The sequence below is a fragment of the Anabaena sp. 4-3 genome (assembly GCF_001597745.1).
In the GTDB taxonomy this organism is placed as follows: Bacteria; Cyanobacteriota; Cyanobacteriia; order Cyanobacteriales; family Nostocaceae; genus Trichormus.
Genome location: NZ_LUHJ01000017.1, coordinates 1 through 18,706 on the forward strand (window position 1 = coordinate 1; position 18,706 = coordinate 18,706).

General features: G+C 42.4%; 13 protein-coding genes. 4 read left to right on the forward strand and 9 right to left on the reverse strand.

Going from position 1 to position 18,706, the window contains the following annotated elements:
* Positions 1 to 131 precede the first annotated feature (131 nt).
* The gene (locus tag A3775_RS04545) at positions 132 to 1,988 is read left to right on the forward strand and encodes a serine/threonine-protein kinase (protein ID WP_066424043.1); all 1,857 of its coding nucleotides are present in this window, start codon (positions 132 to 134) and stop codon (positions 1,986 to 1,988) included.
* A gap of 179 nt (positions 1,989 to 2,167) precedes the next feature.
* On the opposite strand, the gene A3775_RS04550 is transcribed toward A3775_RS04545, so the two are convergent.
* From A3775_RS04550 to A3775_RS04565, 4 genes are all read right to left on the reverse strand, one after another.
* Entirely contained in the window at positions 2,168 to 3,607 is a 1,440-nt protein-coding gene (locus A3775_RS04550; protein WP_066381806.1) for a S8 family peptidase, read from the reverse strand.
* 538 nt (positions 3,608 to 4,145) lie between these two features.
* Entirely contained in the window at positions 4,146 to 6,812 is a 2,667-nt protein-coding gene (locus A3775_RS04555) for a type I secretion system permease/ATPase (RefSeq protein ID WP_066424045.1), read from the reverse strand.
* On the reverse strand, positions 6,761 to 7,519 hold the full coding sequence (locus A3775_RS04560) for a peptidylprolyl isomerase (protein ID WP_066424047.1): 759 nt from the start codon (positions 7,517 to 7,519) through the stop codon (positions 6,761 to 6,763). Before A3775_RS04560 ends, A3775_RS04555 begins: the two co-directional genes overlap by 52 nt.
* Before the next feature lie 273 nt (positions 7,520 to 7,792).
* On the reverse strand, positions 7,793 to 8,584 hold the full coding sequence (locus A3775_RS04565; protein WP_066424048.1) for a TIGR00297 family protein: 792 nt from the start codon (positions 8,582 to 8,584) through the stop codon (positions 7,793 to 7,795).
* Positions 8,585 to 9,092: 508 nt separating this feature from the next.
* On the opposite strand from A3775_RS04565, the gene A3775_RS04570 reads away from it, so the two are divergent.
* A complete protein-coding gene (locus tag A3775_RS04570; RefSeq protein ID WP_066424049.1) occupies positions 9,093 to 9,524 on the forward strand; it encodes a VOC family protein in 432 nt (143 codons plus the stop codon).
* On the opposite strand, the gene A3775_RS04575 is transcribed toward A3775_RS04570, so the two are convergent.
* Entirely contained in the window at positions 9,454 to 10,122 is a 669-nt protein-coding gene (locus A3775_RS04575) for a triacylglycerol lipase (RefSeq protein ID WP_066424051.1), read from the reverse strand. The two genes, A3775_RS04570 and A3775_RS04575, sit on opposite strands and share 71 nt — an antisense overlap.
* 395 nt (positions 10,123 to 10,517) lie before the next feature.
* Between A3775_RS04575 and A3775_RS04580 the strand changes: the two genes are divergently transcribed.
* Entirely contained in the window at positions 10,518 to 10,949 is a 432-nt protein-coding gene (locus tag A3775_RS04580; RefSeq protein WP_066424053.1) for a hypothetical protein, read from the forward strand.
* 26 nt (positions 10,950 to 10,975) lie between these two features.
* On the opposite strand, the gene A3775_RS04585 is transcribed toward A3775_RS04580, so the two are convergent.
* Together A3775_RS04585 and A3775_RS04590 are read right to left on the reverse strand one after the other, a co-directional pair.
* The gene (locus A3775_RS04585; protein WP_066381788.1) at positions 10,976 to 12,046 is read right to left on the reverse strand and encodes a tol-pal system YbgF family protein; all 1,071 of its coding nucleotides are present in this window, start codon (positions 12,044 to 12,046) and stop codon (positions 10,976 to 10,978) included.
* Between the two features lie 31 nt (positions 12,047 to 12,077).
* Complete coding sequence (locus tag A3775_RS04590) at positions 12,078 to 12,785, reverse strand: 16S rRNA (uracil(1498)-N(3))-methyltransferase (RefSeq protein WP_066381786.1); 708 nt, start codon at positions 12,783 to 12,785, stop codon at positions 12,078 to 12,080.
* Between the two features lie 142 nt (positions 12,786 to 12,927).
* Between A3775_RS04590 and A3775_RS04595 the strand changes: the two genes are divergently transcribed.
* Positions 12,928 to 14,217, forward strand: a complete 1,290-nt coding sequence (locus A3775_RS04595; protein WP_066381784.1) for a sensor histidine kinase — start codon at positions 12,928 to 12,930, stop codon at positions 14,215 to 14,217.
* 119 nt (positions 14,218 to 14,336) lie between these two features.
* On the opposite strand, the gene A3775_RS04600 is transcribed toward A3775_RS04595, so the two are convergent.
* On the reverse strand, positions 14,337 to 15,899 hold the full coding sequence (locus A3775_RS04600) for an NAD(P)H-quinone oxidoreductase subunit N (protein ID WP_066381782.1): 1,563 nt from the start codon (positions 15,897 to 15,899) through the stop codon (positions 14,337 to 14,339).
* 313 nt (positions 15,900 to 16,212) lie between these two features.
* Positions 16,213 to 18,618 carry an ATP-dependent helicase gene (locus tag A3775_RS04605; protein ID WP_066424054.1) on the reverse strand — a complete coding sequence of 802 codons (2,406 nt, stop codon included), beginning with the start codon at positions 18,616 to 18,618 and terminating at the stop codon, positions 16,213 to 16,215.
* Positions 18,619 to 18,706: the final 88 nt, after the last annotated feature.

Sequence of the window (18,706 nt, forward strand, 5' to 3'; positions counted from 1 at the left end):
TCCACTACTGCGCTTTCTGTTGGGCAGGAAGCCTACACTGACCGCTTGCGGCAGTGTAGGTAGTTCACGGAACATAACCTAGATTGACAACGTGATGTACATTGAGAAATGGCGGACATATTTAACTGTTCATGACATCTATTCTGCTGAACAATCGCTATCAAGTGATTCAGGTACTCGGTGCTGGTGGATTTGGGGAAACATTTTTGGCGGAAGATACTCACATGCCTTCCCGCCGTCGTTGCGTGATTAAGCAGCTTAAACCCGTTGCAAATAACCCCCAAACCTATCAAATAATTAAACAGCGATTTGAAAGAGAAGCTGCCACTTTGGAATATTTGGGCGAAAATAGTGACCAAATACCCAAACTCTATGCTTACTTTTTAGAAAATGGGCAGTTTTACCTTGTGCAAGAATGGATTCAAGGTCAGACTTTAAGAGATATTGTCAAAGCTAAAGGCTATGAAAATGAAACGATAGTGAGAGATATTCTCATTAGCCTACTTTCAGTTTTGGATTATGTCCACAGTAAAGGAATTATTCACCGGGATATTAAGCCAGATAACATTATTCTGCGTTCCCGTGATTTGAAGCCGGTTCTGATTGATTTTGGCGCAGTTAAGGAAACTATTCGTTCAGTAGCAAGTTCTCCAGCTTATGCTACCCGTTCGATGGTGATTGGTACACCTGGTTATATGCCGAGTGAACAAGCGATAGGTAGGCCAGTTTATGCTACTGATATTTATAGCTTAGGTTTGACAGCAATTTTTTTGTTAACTGGTAAAAATCCGGAAGCATTGCCCACAAACCCACAAACAGGTGAGATTATTTGGCAACAAGATGTGCCTCATGTTTCCCCAGATTTAGCGAGGGTGCTGAATCAGGCGATTAAACCGCAGGTGAGCGATCGCTTCAGCACTGCCAAGAAAATGCTGTATGCTTTATCTAGTTATACTAATTCTACGAGCGATCGCACTGTTGCCCCTGCATCTATTCATACTGCTACAGTGCAACCTACCCAACAAACTCAGGCACTATCACCACCTGCCAGAATTCCCCAGAAAAAACCACAACCGCCTATTTGGATGTTCGCCGGTTTGATAGTTGGTGGTTTAATTAGTGGGGTAGCAATATCTAGTCTGACTCGTCAATCACCATCTACCCCACCCATTGCGAATAATCCTGTCCCCAATTCTATCCCGCAATCTGAAGCGCAGGCTACCACGCCCATACCCACTAATTCACCCAACATTAATTTACCCATTCCTTCCCCATCCCCTATTACGTCTGACTCCAACCAACAGCCAGTCAATTCTGCACAATTACCCCAGACTACAAACCAGGAAGTCGAGGAAAATCTTTCAGACACATCAGACAATACACCTGTCGCAGTTGATACGCCTACGCCTGAAGAAACATCAGCACCACAACCTCAAGAAACATTAGCACCACAACCAGAAACAGACAATCAAACCGTTGCCGTAACTCCAACACAGACAAATTCACCACCACCAACACAACCCCCGCACAAACAAGAAAATACTAGCAAGCCCGGCGTTCCCGCCTTTCCTACAGGTACATCCAGAAGCAAGGTAGAAGCCGCACTTGGAAAGCCAAAGCGAGATTTAAGAGGTTTGTGGGGTAATACTCGTGCTGTTGTCTATACTGTAGCCCCCAACCAAATTGACTTAGGCTACTTATTTGATCGGAATACGGGAGTGCTAAGACAAACTGAGGCATCTTTTGCCCAGTCTGTAGGTTTGCAAGTTATGCAAACTACTCTCAATGGTAAGTTAAGCGGTCAAGCTACTGGCGAAATTCAACAGGGCTTGCAACAAGTATACCAGGGTCAGAAAGACAATTTTACTTTTACTGTCGGTAGGGTTAAAGGCCAAATTGTACGTAACAACTGTGGTTCAATTTATATGAGTATTTGGGATGCAGACTTACACGATTTTGTCAGTCCGTCCTCAGCTAAACAGTGTTAAGGTGAGTAATATCATGTCCGTTTGAATAGTTATCATATCTGTTGGGGTAGGGAACAGGGAACAGGGAACAGGGAACAGGGAACAAGAAAAGAGAAAAGGGAACAGGGAAAAGATCAGCATCGAAAACTTATCATAAGTAATTAGCCGGACATGATATGGTATATTTTACATGTCCTCAACTACCGCAACAGTTTTTGATAGTCTTCCAGTTGTCTGATAATGTCATTGATTAATTGCCCAAAATCAAGATTACCGTTATTAATATCGGTGGGGCTGTTGGCTAAACTGTGAACAGGTTTACTGTCAGAATACAGGTATTCAAACTGAACTTTGGCAGTCAGTGATTTATCACTGTGTTCCAGATTTGAGCTATTTGTGTGAGTGTTGCTGTCTGAAAAAGATTTGAGGTGAGAACTAAAAGGCTGGTTGGCTGAAATATTCGTGGAGAAACCTCCCAGGAAGTTATCTAGAAACGGGTTGAAGTCAAAGCCTGGTGTTGGTGTATTATTGCTATTGCGATCGCTACTATTTGCTGTACCTGTAATGATTTGTCTGACTTGGCTTGCCGTCAGATTTGGGTTAGCACTCAGCATTAAGGCAACTACACCAGCAACATAAGGAGATGCCATAGATGTACCGCTATAACTGGCGTACTCATTTCCTGGTAAAGTAGAGTAAATATTCTGTCCTGGGGCTGTAACGTAAGCCAGTTGATTGTTACCTGAACGGTTAGAGAAGTCAGTCAAATTACCATCTTGATTGACAGCACCAACAGCAATTCCTGATTTATCAGCATAGCGGGCGGGATACCCTGGTGATGAACCACCATCATTACCTGCTGCCATGACGACAATTACGCCTTTACTGCTAGCATATTCAACAGCAGATTTGAGCGTTTGGCTAGAAAAATCACCGCCTAGGCTGAGGTTGATGACTTTCGCACCATTATCTACAGCGTAGTAGATACCGTTAGCGATCGCACTATACGCACCCGAACCCGAACTATTCAACACTTTCACAGGCATAATCTGGGCATTGTAAGCCACACCCGTCACACCATAGCCATTATTCTCACCCGCAATAATCCCAGAAACGTGAGTACCATGTCCGTTGTCATCTAAGGTATTGTTATTTTTACCGTCAAAGTTCCAACCATGCACATCATCTACATAGCCGTTACCATCATCATCTATGCCATTACCAGCAATTTCTCTACTATTAGTCCAAATATTATTTTTTAAATCAATGTGATTGTAGTCCACACCCGTATCAATGACTGCAACCACAATTCCATTACCTGTATATCCATTGTTCCACACTTCCGGGGCTTTAATCATATCTAATCCCCAATTATTTCCCCCAAGCTGAGGAACATCACTATAGGGATTCTGCCCAGTGGCTTCAGACACGGCTTTAGACGCATCAATTAAGCCATAGCCATCTTTGGAATTATAACTGCTGCTAGCAGTAGCAATACTATCTGTTGCTGAGACAAAGCTACTAGCACTGATTTGTGAATTATAGTTATTCTCTGGATTAAATGTATTAAGTGAGGAGAGATACTGAGAAGTTTGCCCGTCAAAAGAATTAGATTTGAGACTCTCATCATAATTGGGCATAGGTATTTGCTCCTCTAATAAAATATCGTTTTTTTTTGGCAGCATTAATTGATAAAACCTTGGTGCAAGGTTTTCAGGTATAAATTTGCCACCTTAGCCCATAATTACTATGAAATAAATCAGTAAATTGCTGTGGTTTTTACCAAAATTTAGCAATTAATTTTTAATGATTTATTTAGATTGTCGATTTACAGATATCTTTTGTCATTTACGTGAGAAAATATTCAGGTGTTGGCTGGTTTTCAGGGTTTATTTTGTTGACAAATATAGATGTTTCAAGTTTTAAAGTAATTTGGAAAAGTCAAAGTTTCTAAACAAATATTTTGCGGTACGCACGATTGTATAAAGATTGAATATTTTAATGTTTGAACGCAGATGGACGCAGATAAACGCGGATGATTTTGTATGATATTTGGTGGCAATTTGTGATGAGATATTATATCTAAAATGAAAAGACGCGATTCATCGCGTCTATAAAAGAGGGGTTTGGGGTTGATAGGTGGCGTAATTTTTACGTGTTTACTATGGTTTGAATCTGCTAAACATTTGCTTGCTGGCGTTGATAAAGTGACCAGTACAAACCTTTTTGCTGTAATAATTGTGAATGTGTACCACGTTCAGCAATTACGCCTTTTTCTAAGACTAAAATTTGGTCGGCTCGTTTTAGCGGGGCAAAGCGGTGAGCAATTAGAAATACAGTTCGATTAGCCGATACTTTTTGTAGATTTTGCAATACCTGTTGTTCTGTTTCACTATCTAAGGCACTGGTAGCTTCATCTAAGATTAAAATCGGTGCGTCGGCAAGAAACAACCTTGCTAAAGCAATGCGTTGTCTTTGTCCCCCAGATAAAGCTGTACCTCTTTCTCCGACGTTAGTTTCGTAACCGTAAGGTAGTTGACTGATGAAGTCATGGGCTACGGCTAATCTGGCTGCTTCTACTACTTGCTCGGCGGTAATGTTAGGATTACCAAGGGTGATATTTTCCAAGATAGAACCGTTAAATAAAAAGTCTTCTTGGAGAACTACAGCAATTTGTTGGCGCAGGGAAGCTAAGTCTGCACTCTTGATATCAAAGCCGTCAATGAGAATGCGTCCTGATTCAATTTGGTAGAGTCTTTGTAAGAGTTTAGAAAGGGTACTTTTACCAGAACCACTGCGTCCGACAATACCAACAAATTGCCCTGGTTCGACATTAAAGGAAATTCCCCTTAACACAGGTTCAGTGTTAGCTTTATATCGGAAAAATACTTGCTCAAAAGTAACTTGTCCTTTTAGGGGTGGTAAAACTAACCCTGTTCCCGTTTCGGCTTCTGGGGCAACGTTAAGAATGTCGCCAATTCTGTCTACTGAAAGTAAAACTTGTTGCAGATTCTGCCATAATTGAATTAACCGCAATAATGGCCCTGTGACTCTGCCTGATAGCATTTGAAAGGCTACCAGTTGCCCGACTGTCAGCTTTTGTTCAATGACTAATTTAGCTCCAAACCACAGAATTAATAAAGCAGAAAAATTAGTGAGGAAGTCACCTATATTACTGCTAATATTAGATGTGGTGGAAGCTTTGAAACCTGTACGCACGAAACGAGCAAATAAACCTTCCCAGCGATCGCGCGCTACTAATTCCGCCGCATGGGCTTTGACAGAATGAATGCCTGTGACTGTCTCTACTAAGAATGATTGACTGTCGGCGTTGCGGTTAAAGGTTTCGTTTAGCCAGTTCCGTAAAATCGGTGTCGCCACTAATGTCAAGGTGGCAAACAGTGGTAACACTGCTAACGCCACAATGGTGAGAGGGATGTTGTAGTAAAACATCAATGCCAAATACACCACGGCAAAGATGCTGTCTAAAATCACCGTTAGTGCTGTACCTGTGAGGAATTGGCGGATTTGTTCAAGTTCCTGCACTCTGGCGACGGTATCCCCGACGCGCCTTGACTCAAAATAAGCCAAGGGTAAACGCATGAGATGGCGGAATAACTGCGCTGATAAACTTAAGTCTAAGCGTCGGGCTGTGTGAGTAAAGATAAATAGCCGGAGAATTCCCAGGATAGACTCAAATAAGGCGATAAATAAGAGTGCGATCGCCATGACATCGAGAGTGGGTAAACTCTCCTGTACCATGACTTTATCAATTACCACCTGAGTAATTAAAGGTGTTCCTAAGCCCAATAGCTGCAAAGTAAAAGAAGCTAGTAAGACTTCGCCTAAAAGTCCGCGATATCGCCAAACCGCAGGGGTAAACCAACTCAGGTTAAATTTTTCTTGTTGGGATATCAGTTCAACTTGCCATAACTTACCATCCCAGAATTGATCAACTACTGACTGGGGTAAGCTTTCACATAGGTTGTCAGGATTTAAAGGATTAGCAATAATTAAGCGATCGCCTTTCATCCCATAAGCGATTACCCAAGCCGCTTGTTTAGATGAGTGCGATTGCCACTGCAATAACACCGGAAACGACAATTGACGCAATTCCGCCCAACTAACTTGTAACCGTCGCAGCGTTAAACCCAACTTTTCGCCAGCTTCTACCACTTGCTTAGGATTTTGTCCCCGCAGTTGGCGTTGAACCCATTCCAGTTTTACCGAGTTATCTAACTGTTGGGCAGCCATTGTTAAACAAGCAGCCCCCGTATTCCAACTAGCCACAAACGGATAATTTTGGGTTGTCTGTGGAGGAGTTGGTGTTGTTGGCGTTGATTCTGGTGTGATGACGGGGAATGCTTGCGCCCCTGCGGCGATTTCTGGATTTTCCGGCTGTTTCACACCTAACCAAAACTGTTCCATCTCTGGGGTAGATATTTCCGCCCACAGTTTCGTCTCCCAACAAACTACTGCTACCTCTTTACTAGCCGCTACAACTTTGTAATCTCCTGCAAGTTTTTGTAAGTCACCAAACCAATCACCCGCTTCTAAAGCTGCTAAAGGTTGCCCTGTATCCTCTTCCCGCAGACGCACTTTACCAGCAATAATTAAAAACTGGTAGCCTCCCAATTCGTTTGACCAAATTTTCTCACCTAGTCGATAGCGACGGGTTTCTAAACGCTGTTCTAATTGGGATTTTTGCTCAGGATTGAGCAAATTTAGCGGCGGTTGATGCCAAGGTATAGCAGCTAGCAAGTTTTTTCTTAGAGATTCATTTTCCTGAAGTTCTAACTTACTTGTAATTTGACTGTCAGCTTTTGAATTTTCTCCGCTAGCCATTTTTCAAATAATTCGTTTTGTAGTGCTTGCTGTAGTTGAGTATCTTCTAAAGACGCTGGCAAAAATTGTTCTACACGAAACAAACCATAACGTCCTTCAATTTCTATCGGCCCTATGATTTGCCCAGGTTTGGCAATATCAATAGCAGCCCTTAAAATATCGGGCATCGTTCCCCGGCTAACGGGGCCCATCATGCCGTTAAAAACCCGATCATCTGCTAGTGAATATTCCTTAGCTAATTGCTCAAAATTACCTCCTTCTTCCATTTGGATTTGTAATTCTTCTGCTAGTTCTCGACTATCAACGATAATCCGCGAAATTACCACCCGATCTAGAAAGATTTTGCGTTCAATGAAATATTCTGACAGTTTAGTTGCAGTAACTACAGATTTGAGTTTGTCTACCTTAAATTTCAAAACAATTGATGCGTGGAATCTGGGGTAATCTGTACCATTTTGTTTGAGCCATTCTTGAAAGGTATCAGGGTCAGCTAACTGATTTTTTAGGCGAAAATCAATAATAGCCTGTTCAGTTACGCCTGGACTAATTTCAATATCATCTCGCGTGTTAATTTCTTGCTCAATCACATATTGACGCATAATATCGCCGATGAATTGAGCAAGTTTGCCTGAAGTTTGCAGATATTGTACTGTCTTTTCTACAGAAATTGGTTGGTCATCTATACTCAAAAAGGATAAAGTTTCCATGAAATCACCTGGTAAAAACAGCTATAAGTTTATAAACTATAAGCAATGGTAAGCAATAAGAGATTTTAACAAAATAATATTTTAATGGCGATTTCTGGTCACAGGCAAAATGGTCAAATTCAACTATGTAGCTGAAAGTGACTTCACCTATATTTATGAAGCTGCAAAATAACCGGGTAAATGCTAATCAAGTTAACAAGTAAAGAGTGCTAAGTCTTGAGTAAAAACACTAGCTTTTAGCCTCTATTCCCTACTCCCTACTGTCTTACCTCTCTACTGAAGACTTATCCAGATGAATGCGAATAGCATAGCGGCGATCGCACCAATCAGAGTGTTAATAATATTAACGACTTCATTCGTCAGCCAAGTATATTCAGCTTGTACAGTTGCCCCAATTACACTTTCTAAATTAGTAGCAATCAAAGCAGCCAAAACGCACCAAACAATACCCAACGGTTGCAGCAACCCCACACCCCAACCTAAAATAGCGATCGCCACGGAAGCCACAACACCAGCCAAAGTCCCCTCTAAACTCACCGCCCCCTCTGTACCTCTAGGCACTGGTTGCAATGTCGTAATCAAAAAGGTACGTTGACCATAGGCTTTACCCACTTCACTAGCACAGGTGTCAGACAGTTTAGTGCTAAAACTGGCAACATAGCCCAATAACAGTAGAGATTGCAGATGAGAGACAGGCAACTGGGAACTAGGTATCAGTCCGGAATTAATTAATCCCAATCCTACAGCACACAACGCCGCAGTCAATGCCGAACCCCAGACATTTTCCGGGCCTCTTGCGCCTGAACGCTTTTCAGCAATGCCTTGCGCTTCTTTTTCTGCCATACCAATGCGCGTTACACCAGAACCCACTAAAAAATAGAACCCTACCACTACATATCCCTGCCAACCTAGAGTTCCCCAAATCAACACACCCAGTAACCAAGCGTGGAGTATTCCCGCAGGAGTCAGCAGCTTTTTAGGCGCAAACCACACTAAACTTAATAAAATAGTGTTCAGTCCTATTCCCACTAACCAAGGATTGGCAGAGCTAAAAAATGAGAACATCAGCCATCAACCATCAATAGTTTTGCCAAGATATCAACAGAATAGCGAATTTTATCACTGACAGGCGACTTTAGCCGTCATAATTCACAATACCCTACAGTATCTTGCTCAAACCTGTATCTGCTTGATTTCCTCGACCTCCTCATCCCTAAAGTAGATAGTTTATATTCACTTTACGGGTAGAAATATCAATAAACAGGCAAAACCGCAAAAAAATTATGTTCCAGGGTGCCTCAGATAGCAAAAATACATTTATCAGTCTGACGCACCCTACAAGACTCCTCAAGATGATGCCAAAGCCGCCAATAGAATAGAAGTTATATCATGTCCGGTTGAATCGTTATCATATCTGTTGGGGTAGGGAACAAGAAAAGAGAAAAGAGAAAAGATCAGCATCGCAAACTTATCATAAGTAATTAGCCGGACATGATATTAAGGTATCCTAAAACTGTATTTCAATTAACTACTCTTGTATAGACACGATTCATCGCGTCTCTTGGTAAATCCTATGAGCAAAACTTTATTTCATCTCGCTTTCCCTGTTACTGATATCGCTCAGGCAAAAGCTTATTATGTTGATGGCTTGGGCTGTACACCCGGACGCGAAAATACCCATGCTCTAATTTTGAATCTTTATGGTCATCAATTAGTAGCTCATCTCACCAAAGAACCGTTAACACCCCAACGGACTATTTATCCCAGACACTTTGGTTTGATTTTTACCGAACAAACAGACTGGGAAACACTGCTAAAGCACGTACAACAAAAACAATTGTCGTTTCGTGAACTGCCGAAAAACCGTTTTCCTGGTTCTCCCCTAGAGCATCGTACTTTCTTTTTAGAAGATCCGTTTTATAACTTAATGGAATTTAAGTATTATTGCCACCCAGAGGCGATTTTTGGTAGCTATGAATACGCAGAGATTGGCGATCGCGCTTAATCGGTTCTGCCAAGGCTGCGGCTACAGATGCTATACACCGCGAGTCTGTCAGCATCCATGAATGTAACGCGACTGGGATGATCACTTCTCTGCCTAAAGGCATTTTAGAGCTATTCGTCGGGACAATCATCAAATCATAAGGTGTCCAAATCGAAGTAAAGTTTAACTGCTGCAACATCATAGCATCCTGATTCAACTCTCTGAGAAATTCACTGTTAGGACGCATTTGCATACATCCTGGATTCTGCGAAGCATAAGCAACCACCGTACCATGATGTGGTGAAGAAATCGTAATGAACCGTTGCACACGGTTAATTCCTCCCAAACGTTGGATATAGTAACGGCTGACAATTCCACCCATGCTAAAGCCGACTATATCCAAGGGTGCTTCTGGTGCAAAAGTTTTGGCAATATAATCAGCTAGTTGCTGTGCTAACACATCAAGACCGACTTCACCCCTGTTCGGGACTAAATTCAGAGAATACACCGGCCAACCCTGTTGAGCCAAACTAATAGCCATCTGATTAAATACAGCTTCTGTATCGGTAATGCCATGCACCAATACCACGGCATGACGCTGCTGGTTGTGAATTTCCATTGTTTAATCAATCTATATCCAGTCTGTAGAAAATGTAACTCAGTCTGATCCCCGTCCGCAGCCTGATTATGACACTCTTCTGATTGGTTGAAAATACTACTATTGATATAGGTAATAGATACCCGTCCCAAAAAACAATGTTAAATTATGTTAAGCTTCCTTTCAGAATCTTGCTCTCAGTTACGGTAAAATTTAATAATTAGTTTTCAGTGTTGGCAGCTTGTAAGTCTTAGTTAACAAGAGTCCGCCACCTTTACCGTTAGTATGAAGCTGGATGAAAAACCAACCAATCCAGTTTGTAGAATACATTGCTAATCGACAAATAAGTTAGTATTTCGACGTAATTTTTAACATTACAGTCAAGGTTACAAATATAGAACTCAGGAGTCAGTCTCATGTTCGGTTTTCTCAAAAATTTAATTGGTGGCATCGTTAGTTTCATCACTGGTTTGTTACCTGGGAATAAAAACGGTGGTTATTACTTACAGATAGATGATGAAATTGCTACTGAACCTACACCAGCCGCACCTAAGCCAGAAGCAACCCAGCCAGAAACAACCAACGGTACAAAAGCAACTGTAGCCGCAGAACCCGCTACAACACCTGCGAAACAAGCACCTGCGAAAAACGGCAAAGCTGAATCAGCACCCGCACCCGCACCCGCACCCGCACCCGCAGCGAGTACCAAAACCACTGCGCCCACTGAAACCACATTTGCACCCAAATATTTAGCACCATCAGCTTCTATTTCTAATGGTCGTCGTCGTCCCGGTGCTAATATGAGCAGTTATCTAGACATGGCTAGTCAAGTGAAAACTCCTGGCTAACAACTGTTCAAAATTTCAGTCAACTGTTAGCTGTCTTGCCTGAAAATCAATCCGCTATATAGATGAAATGCTGAGTCCCAATTAGTTTTATCCCGACGAAACAGACGGATGTGAGATGGGATGTTACTCAGCATTTCTGTTTGTTCTAGGACTGTTTCCGCAAAGGGTGTAAAGTCTGACCAAAGTTTAACTTGTGGTAAATGCTGTTGCATCCAGTCTAACAAGGCATTCCAATTAATTCTCATGGTATTTTGGCTAGCTAGGGGGCTGATTTCTACACCCTGCTGGAATTGATAGCTTTGATCAGATATTCTTAAAATACAGTTTCTCTGTGGTAAATGTAAATCACAGAATTGAGCATAGTCCTGGGTTTGGGTTTTGCGTTGTAGTTGGCGTTGGGCATTGACATCTACAACTTGTTCAAAAATCGGTAGTAAGCCTGTAACTCTTGCTGTCACTTCTAACCAATCAAATGTGAGAGAACCCGATTGATTGAACTGATTGCAGCAGATTACGGTAGGTTTTGGCTGAGATTCCTGAAAATACTGAACTTGAAAAACTTGTATTTGGTTAATCGCTGTTAAGGTTGTCCACAAGCAAGGAATTCCTGCTTGCTGTAGCTGCATACCATAAAATTTGAGTTCGCCGATTTTCCCAGTTCGGTAAAATTTCCAATTGCGGCTAGGAAGTACCAATCTAGCCGTGTAGGGGTCTAACTGCATAATTTGGGCGAATTTTGCTGCTAGTTGGGTTTTTTGTGCATTGCTCAGGGGTGCTAAAATTAGTATCCCTAATTCATTATTGTTTGGTTCGGCTGTGGCTTGAGCTATGGCTCGTTGTTTTTCTTCTCGCGCCATTTCTTGTAGTCGTTGCAAACCTTGCCGTGCTTGCCTGATAATCTTTTGATTGGTGGTATTTAAAAGTAGTTTGCGGTAGGTTTTTTCTGCTTCTGGGCGTTTGCCTGATACTTCTTGCAGTCTTGCTAGATAAAATTGCACCCAAGGATTATCCGGGGATTCTTTGAGTAGGTGTTGGAGTAATTTGGCGGCAGTTTGATAATCTTTCCGTTCCAAGGCGATCGCCACTTTTTCAATCATAAGATATTTTTCTCGGCTGGAGATAAATTATTTATACTTCACAAGCTGCGGTAATTAGGGATAATGCGACGATGGGGGCTGTGACTGCACGTAAGATACGACGACCGAGGGAGACTGGTTGAAATCCAGATGCGATCGCCGCCTCAATTTCTGCTGTTGTCCAACCTCCTTCCGGCCCGGTTGCAATCACAATTTCCCCGGCAATCTCCGTCATTGCGTGGTTGAGATGCAGATACTCGCCTCGTGCTTCACAAATATAGCGGTGAGTGGCAGTGATATTAGTCACAGCATCACTAAAAGCCACAGGTTCTAAAATAGTAGGGACGAAAGCCCGTTCTGATTGTTCGGCGGCTTCGGTGGCAATGCGTCGCCAGCGTTCGAGTTTTTGGGGACTGGGATTTAGTAAAGTGCGATCGCTCAAAACTGGAGTAATACAGGCTACACCTAACTCTGTACAACTCCGCACCACCTCATCAAACCCGCTTGCTTTCGGTAAAGCAATCATTAAAGTAATGGCTACAGGTAACTCAGTTTCGACAGTTAGCGGTTCTAAAACCTGTGCTTGTTCTCCGGTAAGACAGGCTAACCACCACTTACCCCTACCATCCATAGCAATGAAATGCTCACCCTCACGTAAGCGTAACACCCGCCTTAAATAGTGTTGTTGCTCTGGAGTCAGCAAAATTTCGGCTTGCTGGATTTGAGTAGGTGCGATCGCAATTCGTTGTAGTTGAGCCATGCTAAACAGTTAAAAATTTCAAATTACAACATTTCATCTGATTTCAGCCCCAATTGAGGAATATTTACACAATTGGCTAGTCTGGATGTTCCTCTGGTTAATTTTCTGGGAAAAATAAATATAAAATTGAATTTCCATAAAAATGCTGCCGACATTAACACAAAATAACTTCATTTTAGTTGTAGATGATACTCTGACGAATCTAGAAATTATCTCCATCGCACTGACTGAGGAGGGTTTTGCAGTCGCCACAGCGATGAATGGGGAAACCGCGCTTGAGCAGATACAAACTCGATTACCAGATTTAATTTTATTAGATGTGATGATGCCAAGAATGGATGGCTTTGAGACTTGTAAAAAGTTAAAAAGCAATCCCATAACTCAAGATATTCCTGTCATCTTCATGACGGGAATTACAGATACAGAAAGTAAGGTGACTGGTTTAAGTTTAGGAGCAGTTGATTATATTACTAAACCTTTTCATAAAAAGGAAGTATTAGCGAGAATTAGAACACATCTACAACTGAGCATTTTAACTAAAAGTTTAGAACAGCAGGTAGTAGAACGCACAGCCGCATTAAATCAAGCATTGCGAGAATTACAAGAATTTCAAGTCCAGATTATACAACAAGAAAAAATGTCTGTTCTCGGTCAATTAGTGACAGGGTTGGCTCATGAAATTAATAATCCAGTTAGTTGTATTTATGGTAATTTAGGTCATACTTTTACATACTTTCAAAATTTGCTCAATTTGATTGACCTTTATCAACTAAACTATCCTGAGCCAGTCACAGAGATTAAAGAAGAAATTGCCGCAATGGATTTGGAATATGTGCGTTCTGATTTACCTAACTTAATTTCGGCAATGAAAGCAGGAATTCAACGCATTCGAGATATGAGCAAGAGTTTGCGAATTTTTTCTAGAGCCGATACCGAAAATAAAGTACAGTGTGATATTCATGAAGGGATAGATAGCACACTTTTAATTTTGAAACATCGGCTGAAAGGTTCTGAAAATTGTCCTCCTATTGAAGTTATCAAAAACTATGGAGATTTACCACCTATAGAATGCTTTCCCGGACAACTAAATCAGGTATTTATGAATATTTTAGCCAATGCGATTGATGCCTTAGAAGAGTCTAGTGAGCAATATATTTTAGATAATCATAAACAAATTTTTATTCAGACGATGCTAAGTGCAGATGAAAAGCAAGTTTTAATTACAATTAAAGATAATGGTGTAGGAATGCCTGAAGAAATTAAGCAAAGAATCTTTGACTATTTATTTACTACTAAAAAAGTGGGTAAAGGCACAGGCTTAGGGTTAGCGATCGCTCACCAAATCATTGTCCAGAAACATGGCGGAACACTGGAAGTAAAATCTGTTTTAGGAGAGGGTTCTGAGTTTGCGATCGCTATTCCCATTTGTTAGCACACATAGAAACATTTTTTGATTTAATTTGATTAACTAGCTGCAATTTTGTAATTTTTTAAAATAGAGAAAATGACTAATAGTTTTGCAACTATTAGCCAAGAGAAAAATACAGCAGTCTACAAATCTTCTGATGTTTCAGTAGGAATAGCACTTACTTGAGTGCTGACAACTGCTGTGGTTTGTAAGATTCGGGTATGGGTGACAGAACTGTTTGCCAAAGTAAACAGAGGATTTGACAAAATTCCAGCGAGGGAGGTAGCAATTAAAGTGACTATCAACCCTACTTGTAAAGGTCTAAATCCTGGTAAATTCCAACGTACTTCAGGATAGTTTTTCACTACGTCGGACATTTCTTGGGGTTCTTTGACTACCATCATCTTAACTACACGAATGTAGTAATAGATGGAAACCACACTGGTAACTAGACCTAATAAGACTAACCAATAAAGACCAGCTTGCCAACCTGCCCAGAATAGGTAAATCTTCCCAAAGAATCCAGCCAGAGGCGGAATACCACCGAGGGACAACAGGGATATACTTAAACCAAGTGTGAGCAGTGGGTCTTTTTGATATAACCCAGAGTATTCGGCAATTTGGTCTGTTCCTGTCCGTAGGGAGAACAGAATGATGCAGGTAAAGCCGCACAGGTTCATGAATAGATATACCAGCAAATAGAAAATCATGCTGGAGTAACCTGCATCAGTCCCAGCAATCAAGCCAATCATCACAAACCCAGCTTGGGCGATGGATGAATAAGCGAGCATCCGTTTCATGCTGGTTTGAGCCAGGGCGACAACGTTACCCAAAATCATGCTGAGGACAGCCAGGGCGGTGAAGACAAACTTCCACTCTTCAGCCACGAGGGGGAAGACTGTAGTTAGTAAACGGATAGCTAGGGCGAATCCGGCTGCTTTAGAACCAACGGATAAAAAGGCGATGACGGGAGTAGGCGCGCCTTCATAAACGTCTGGTGTCCATTGGTGGAAAGGTGCAGCAGAGATTTTAAAGCCAACACCTGCGATCACAAATACTAAAGCAATCACCAAACCCAAGGATTGACCAACATTAGCTTGAGCAATACCGTTGGCGATCGCACTCAGTTCTGTTTGACCACCAGACAGACCATACAGCAATGATACACCGTACAAAAATACTGCGGTGCTGGAAGCTCCAATCAGCAGATATTTTAACGCCGCTTCATTAGAACGGGGGTCACGCTTGGTATAACCTGTTAACAAATAAGAGGAAATACTCAGGGTTTCTAGGGAGATGAAAATCATCACTAATTCACTAGCCCCAGAGACAAACATTCCTCCGAGAGTGGCAGTCAACAAAATAGCGATGAATTCTGCTAAAGCAGTACCACTCTGCTCAACGTAGCGAATTGACATCAGTATAGTGACTACGGCAGATAGAGCAATGATACCGCGAAACACAATACTGAGGTCGTCGCCGTTAAAGCCACCGCTAAAAGAGATGGGATTAGTAGCATCCCATTGGAAACATAGGGCGACAGTCGCAGCTAGTAAACCTGCGATCGCTAGATATCCAATCCAGCGTGAAGATGTGCGCCCTAAAATCAAATCAACAATCAAAACCCCCATGAGGGTAACAATGACAATTCCCTCTGGTAAAATCGTTCCAGCATTTAACTGAGATGCAAGACTAGCAAAATCCATGATATATACAGGTTTTGGCGATTAGATATCAAGGCTAACTTTGATCATTCTATCTATTGTTTCTGACCAAAGTTGCATTTAACTGACTGTCTTTTGGTTGAAACCTCTTTTGAGTCAAAACTACTTCCTCAAAGCATAGTAGCTTTTTGTTACGTCACGTTACTAGCTATCACATTCAATTAACTTATCCTTAAAATAAGGGATTGGGGACTGGAAGGGACTGGCGACTGGCGCATCAAAGAAGTCAACAGTCAACAATCCCCATTTTGAATTTTGAATTTTGAATTTTGAATTTTGAATTGATTTGTCTCCCCTACACCCTCACCACACACTCCGAAAACTCCCGCTTCAAGGCGGCAAAAACCGGACAGGCTGCTTGTTCTTGTAAATTTTCGGGTTTACTCCAAGTGAAGGGGGCTTTTTGTGCCGCAGACATCCATAACAATTGTTTGGCTCTAGTCATGGCTACGTAGAGTAAACGGTACTCCTCGGCGGTTTTCAGGTGTTTGGCTTGTTCCCAAGCTGAGATGACTTCTGGTATGGTGTCTTCACCGTGGAGTGCAGCGCGAATCTGGGCGCGGGCAACTTCTGATAATGTAAAGTCACCCAAAAATTGACTATGGGGAGGAACCCAAAACCGACCAGGAATTAAGTTTTCATGGAGGAAGGGAAGAAAAACATAGTTCCAATCTAAGCCTTTGGCTTTGTGCATGGTGATAATTGTTAATTGACCTTCGCGGGTGTAACGCTTTTCTATATCCTCGGTTTCCACTGGTTCAAAGCGTTCAGAATTGACAATTTCACTTAACGCTGATAGCATCGCCCCCATTGAGTTATTACCAGCTATTTGCTTGTTGACTCGTTCTGAGAGTTTATCAGCAGTGGCGAGTTCGGCTTGGTCATAACTTAAGGTCAAAGCTAGGAAATAAATTAACTGATATGAAGGTAATTCTAACCGGGCGCGGAGTAAACTACGGCACAGATGAGAGGCTTTTTGAACTGGTTCAGGTTGGGGGGCGGCTAAGGGGCCGGGGTAGAGAAATTCTTCTGGTAGACTAGCTAGGGCGTTGAGGTCTTGGGTGGGAATTAATTGACGCTGTACTAATACTTCTAAGGTAGTTTTGAGGTAGTCGGGGGAATGGGGGCGATCGCAAAATTGCAGCAGTGATAAAATTTCCTGGGGTACATGAGAACGGCGATCGCTTTCTCCCACATCAAAGATTCTAATTTTATGCTCTTTAAACAGTGGTTCTAGTGCTTGAGCTAACCAGCGTCCCTGGCGATTTTCCCGTACTAATACGGCGGCACTTTTGCTAGAATCTGCTGTTAATAACTCTATTGCCCGTTCCCCCAGTAATTCGACTGTGTGATGAATATCACGGGGGGTATATAGTTCTACACCTCTACCGACTGCGGGGGGGTTAACATTTGCTTGGTTAACAGGGTGGATAATTTGCAGACTAAAGGGACTAGGAAGATGGGGAGAGTTTTGATTTTTAGCCGCATAGAAGCTATTTACCCATTCCAGAGCAAAATTAGCGGCAGAAATAATCATACTGGTACTGCGACCAGCTTGATCCATAGTTGCTAGTCTGCCAGAGCGATCGCACTCTTGGCAAAACTCCCGGAAGTAAATCGGATCAGCCGGGGTAAACGTCGAGTTAATCGCTTGGTTGGGGTCGCCAACTCGGATCAGGTTGACTGGGGACTGGGGACTGGGGACTGGGGACTGGGTAAAAGTTCTTCTCCCCTGCTCCTCTGCTTCCTCCGCTCCCCTGCTCCTCTGCTCCAGAGCGTCACCACTGGCTAAAATCTCTAATAACTGCGTCTGTAATGGGCTGGAGTCTTGGGCTTCGTCTTCAAAGACGGCGAAAACTTGGTTTTGCTCAATGCGACGGGCTTGGTCGTTTTCTAAGACACGCAGGGCGGCTAAAATCATGTCATCATAATCGATGAAGTCGCGCGATCGCATCAAGTTTTCATATTCCTCATACAATCCCGCAGCTATAGTTAAAATTTCATAAGCGTCTGTAGTTTGTTGACTCCATTGCCGTAGTTTAGTAGGAGATATACCAGAACTTTTAGCTTCATGAATAACAGTAGTTGCTAAATCTGGTAAGACTTCTGTTCGTAGCACAGACTGACGGCGTAACTTTTCTGTTTCTTCACCATCAAATTGCAGTCCTTCTAATAACTGAGCATACAGTCTGGGGTGATTAGTAATCCATTGCTCTACAGCAGTGCGAATAAAGCGGTGGCTTTGGTTAGGTGTAATTAGGGTAACATTTTCTAAATCTAACCCGGATAAATCAGGATGACGGCTAGCAATATTTAACGCTAAACCATGCAGGGTATAAACAGCGAAACCCGTTTGAGGTAAAGATAATTGCTTGAGGTATTCGCGGATTTTGAGTTTAATATTAGCAGCCGCCGAACGTGTAAAAGTTACTACTACTAACTGACGACGAGAAGATAAACGCGACTGACTAGCATTTTGATATTGTCGGGCAATTGCGATCGCTGCTGCTGCCGCCATCCCCGTAGATTTACCAGCCCCAGGTACAGCAGAAATAGCCAATGGCCCTGATTTCCAATCAGCCATTTGCTGTTGACCAGGGCGCAGTTTTTTGCGAATGTCTAAAATTTTAGCTTGTAAACTGGCTACTGATGAACTTTCAGATGCTGGTGGTGCTGTAGTAGTAACTTTAGTGTCTGACATAGGTAGAGTGAGGGAGTAGGGAGCAGGGGAGCAGGGGAGCAGGGGAGCAGGGGAGCAGGGGAGCAGGGGAGCAGGGGAGCAGGGGAGC

What these genes read in the sequence shown, in the direction of transcription:
- A3775_RS04545 (WP_066424043.1), top strand. Translation starts at nt 132, where the DNA reads ATGACATCTATTCTGCTGAACAATCGCTATCAAGTGATTCAGGTACTC.
- A3775_RS04550 (WP_066381806.1), bottom strand. Translation starts at nt 3,607, where the DNA reads ATGCCCAATTATGATGAGAGTCTCAAATCTAATTCTTTTGACGGGCAA.
- A3775_RS04555 (WP_066424045.1), bottom strand. Translation starts at nt 6,812, where the DNA reads ATGGCTAGCGGAGAAAATTCAAAAGCTGACAGTCAAATTACAAGTAAG.
- A3775_RS04560 (WP_066424047.1), bottom strand. Translation starts at nt 7,519, where the DNA reads ATGGAAACTTTATCCTTTTTGAGTATAGATGACCAACCAATTTCTGTA.
- A3775_RS04565 (WP_066424048.1), bottom strand. Translation starts at nt 8,584, where the DNA reads ATGTTCTCATTTTTTAGCTCTGCCAATCCTTGGTTAGTGGGAATAGGA.
- A3775_RS04570 (WP_066424049.1), top strand. Translation starts at nt 9,093, where the DNA reads ATGAGCAAAACTTTATTTCATCTCGCTTTCCCTGTTACTGATATCGCT.
- A3775_RS04575 (WP_066424051.1), bottom strand. Translation starts at nt 10,122, where the DNA reads ATGGAAATTCACAACCAGCAGCGTCATGCCGTGGTATTGGTGCATGGC.
- A3775_RS04580 (WP_066424053.1), top strand. Translation starts at nt 10,518, where the DNA reads ATGTTCGGTTTTCTCAAAAATTTAATTGGTGGCATCGTTAGTTTCATC.
- A3775_RS04585 (WP_066381788.1), bottom strand. Translation starts at nt 12,046, where the DNA reads ATGATTGAAAAAGTGGCGATCGCCTTGGAACGGAAAGATTATCAAACT.
- A3775_RS04590 (WP_066381786.1), bottom strand. Translation starts at nt 12,785, where the DNA reads ATGGCTCAACTACAACGAATTGCGATCGCACCTACTCAAATCCAGCAA.
- A3775_RS04595 (WP_066381784.1), top strand. Translation starts at nt 12,928, where the DNA reads ATGCTGCCGACATTAACACAAAATAACTTCATTTTAGTTGTAGATGAT.
- A3775_RS04600 (WP_066381782.1), bottom strand. Translation starts at nt 15,899, where the DNA reads ATGGATTTTGCTAGTCTTGCATCTCAGTTAAATGCTGGAACGATTTTA.
- A3775_RS04605 (WP_066424054.1), bottom strand. Translation starts at nt 18,618, where the DNA reads ATGTCAGACACTAAAGTTACTACTACAGCACCACCAGCATCTGAAAGT.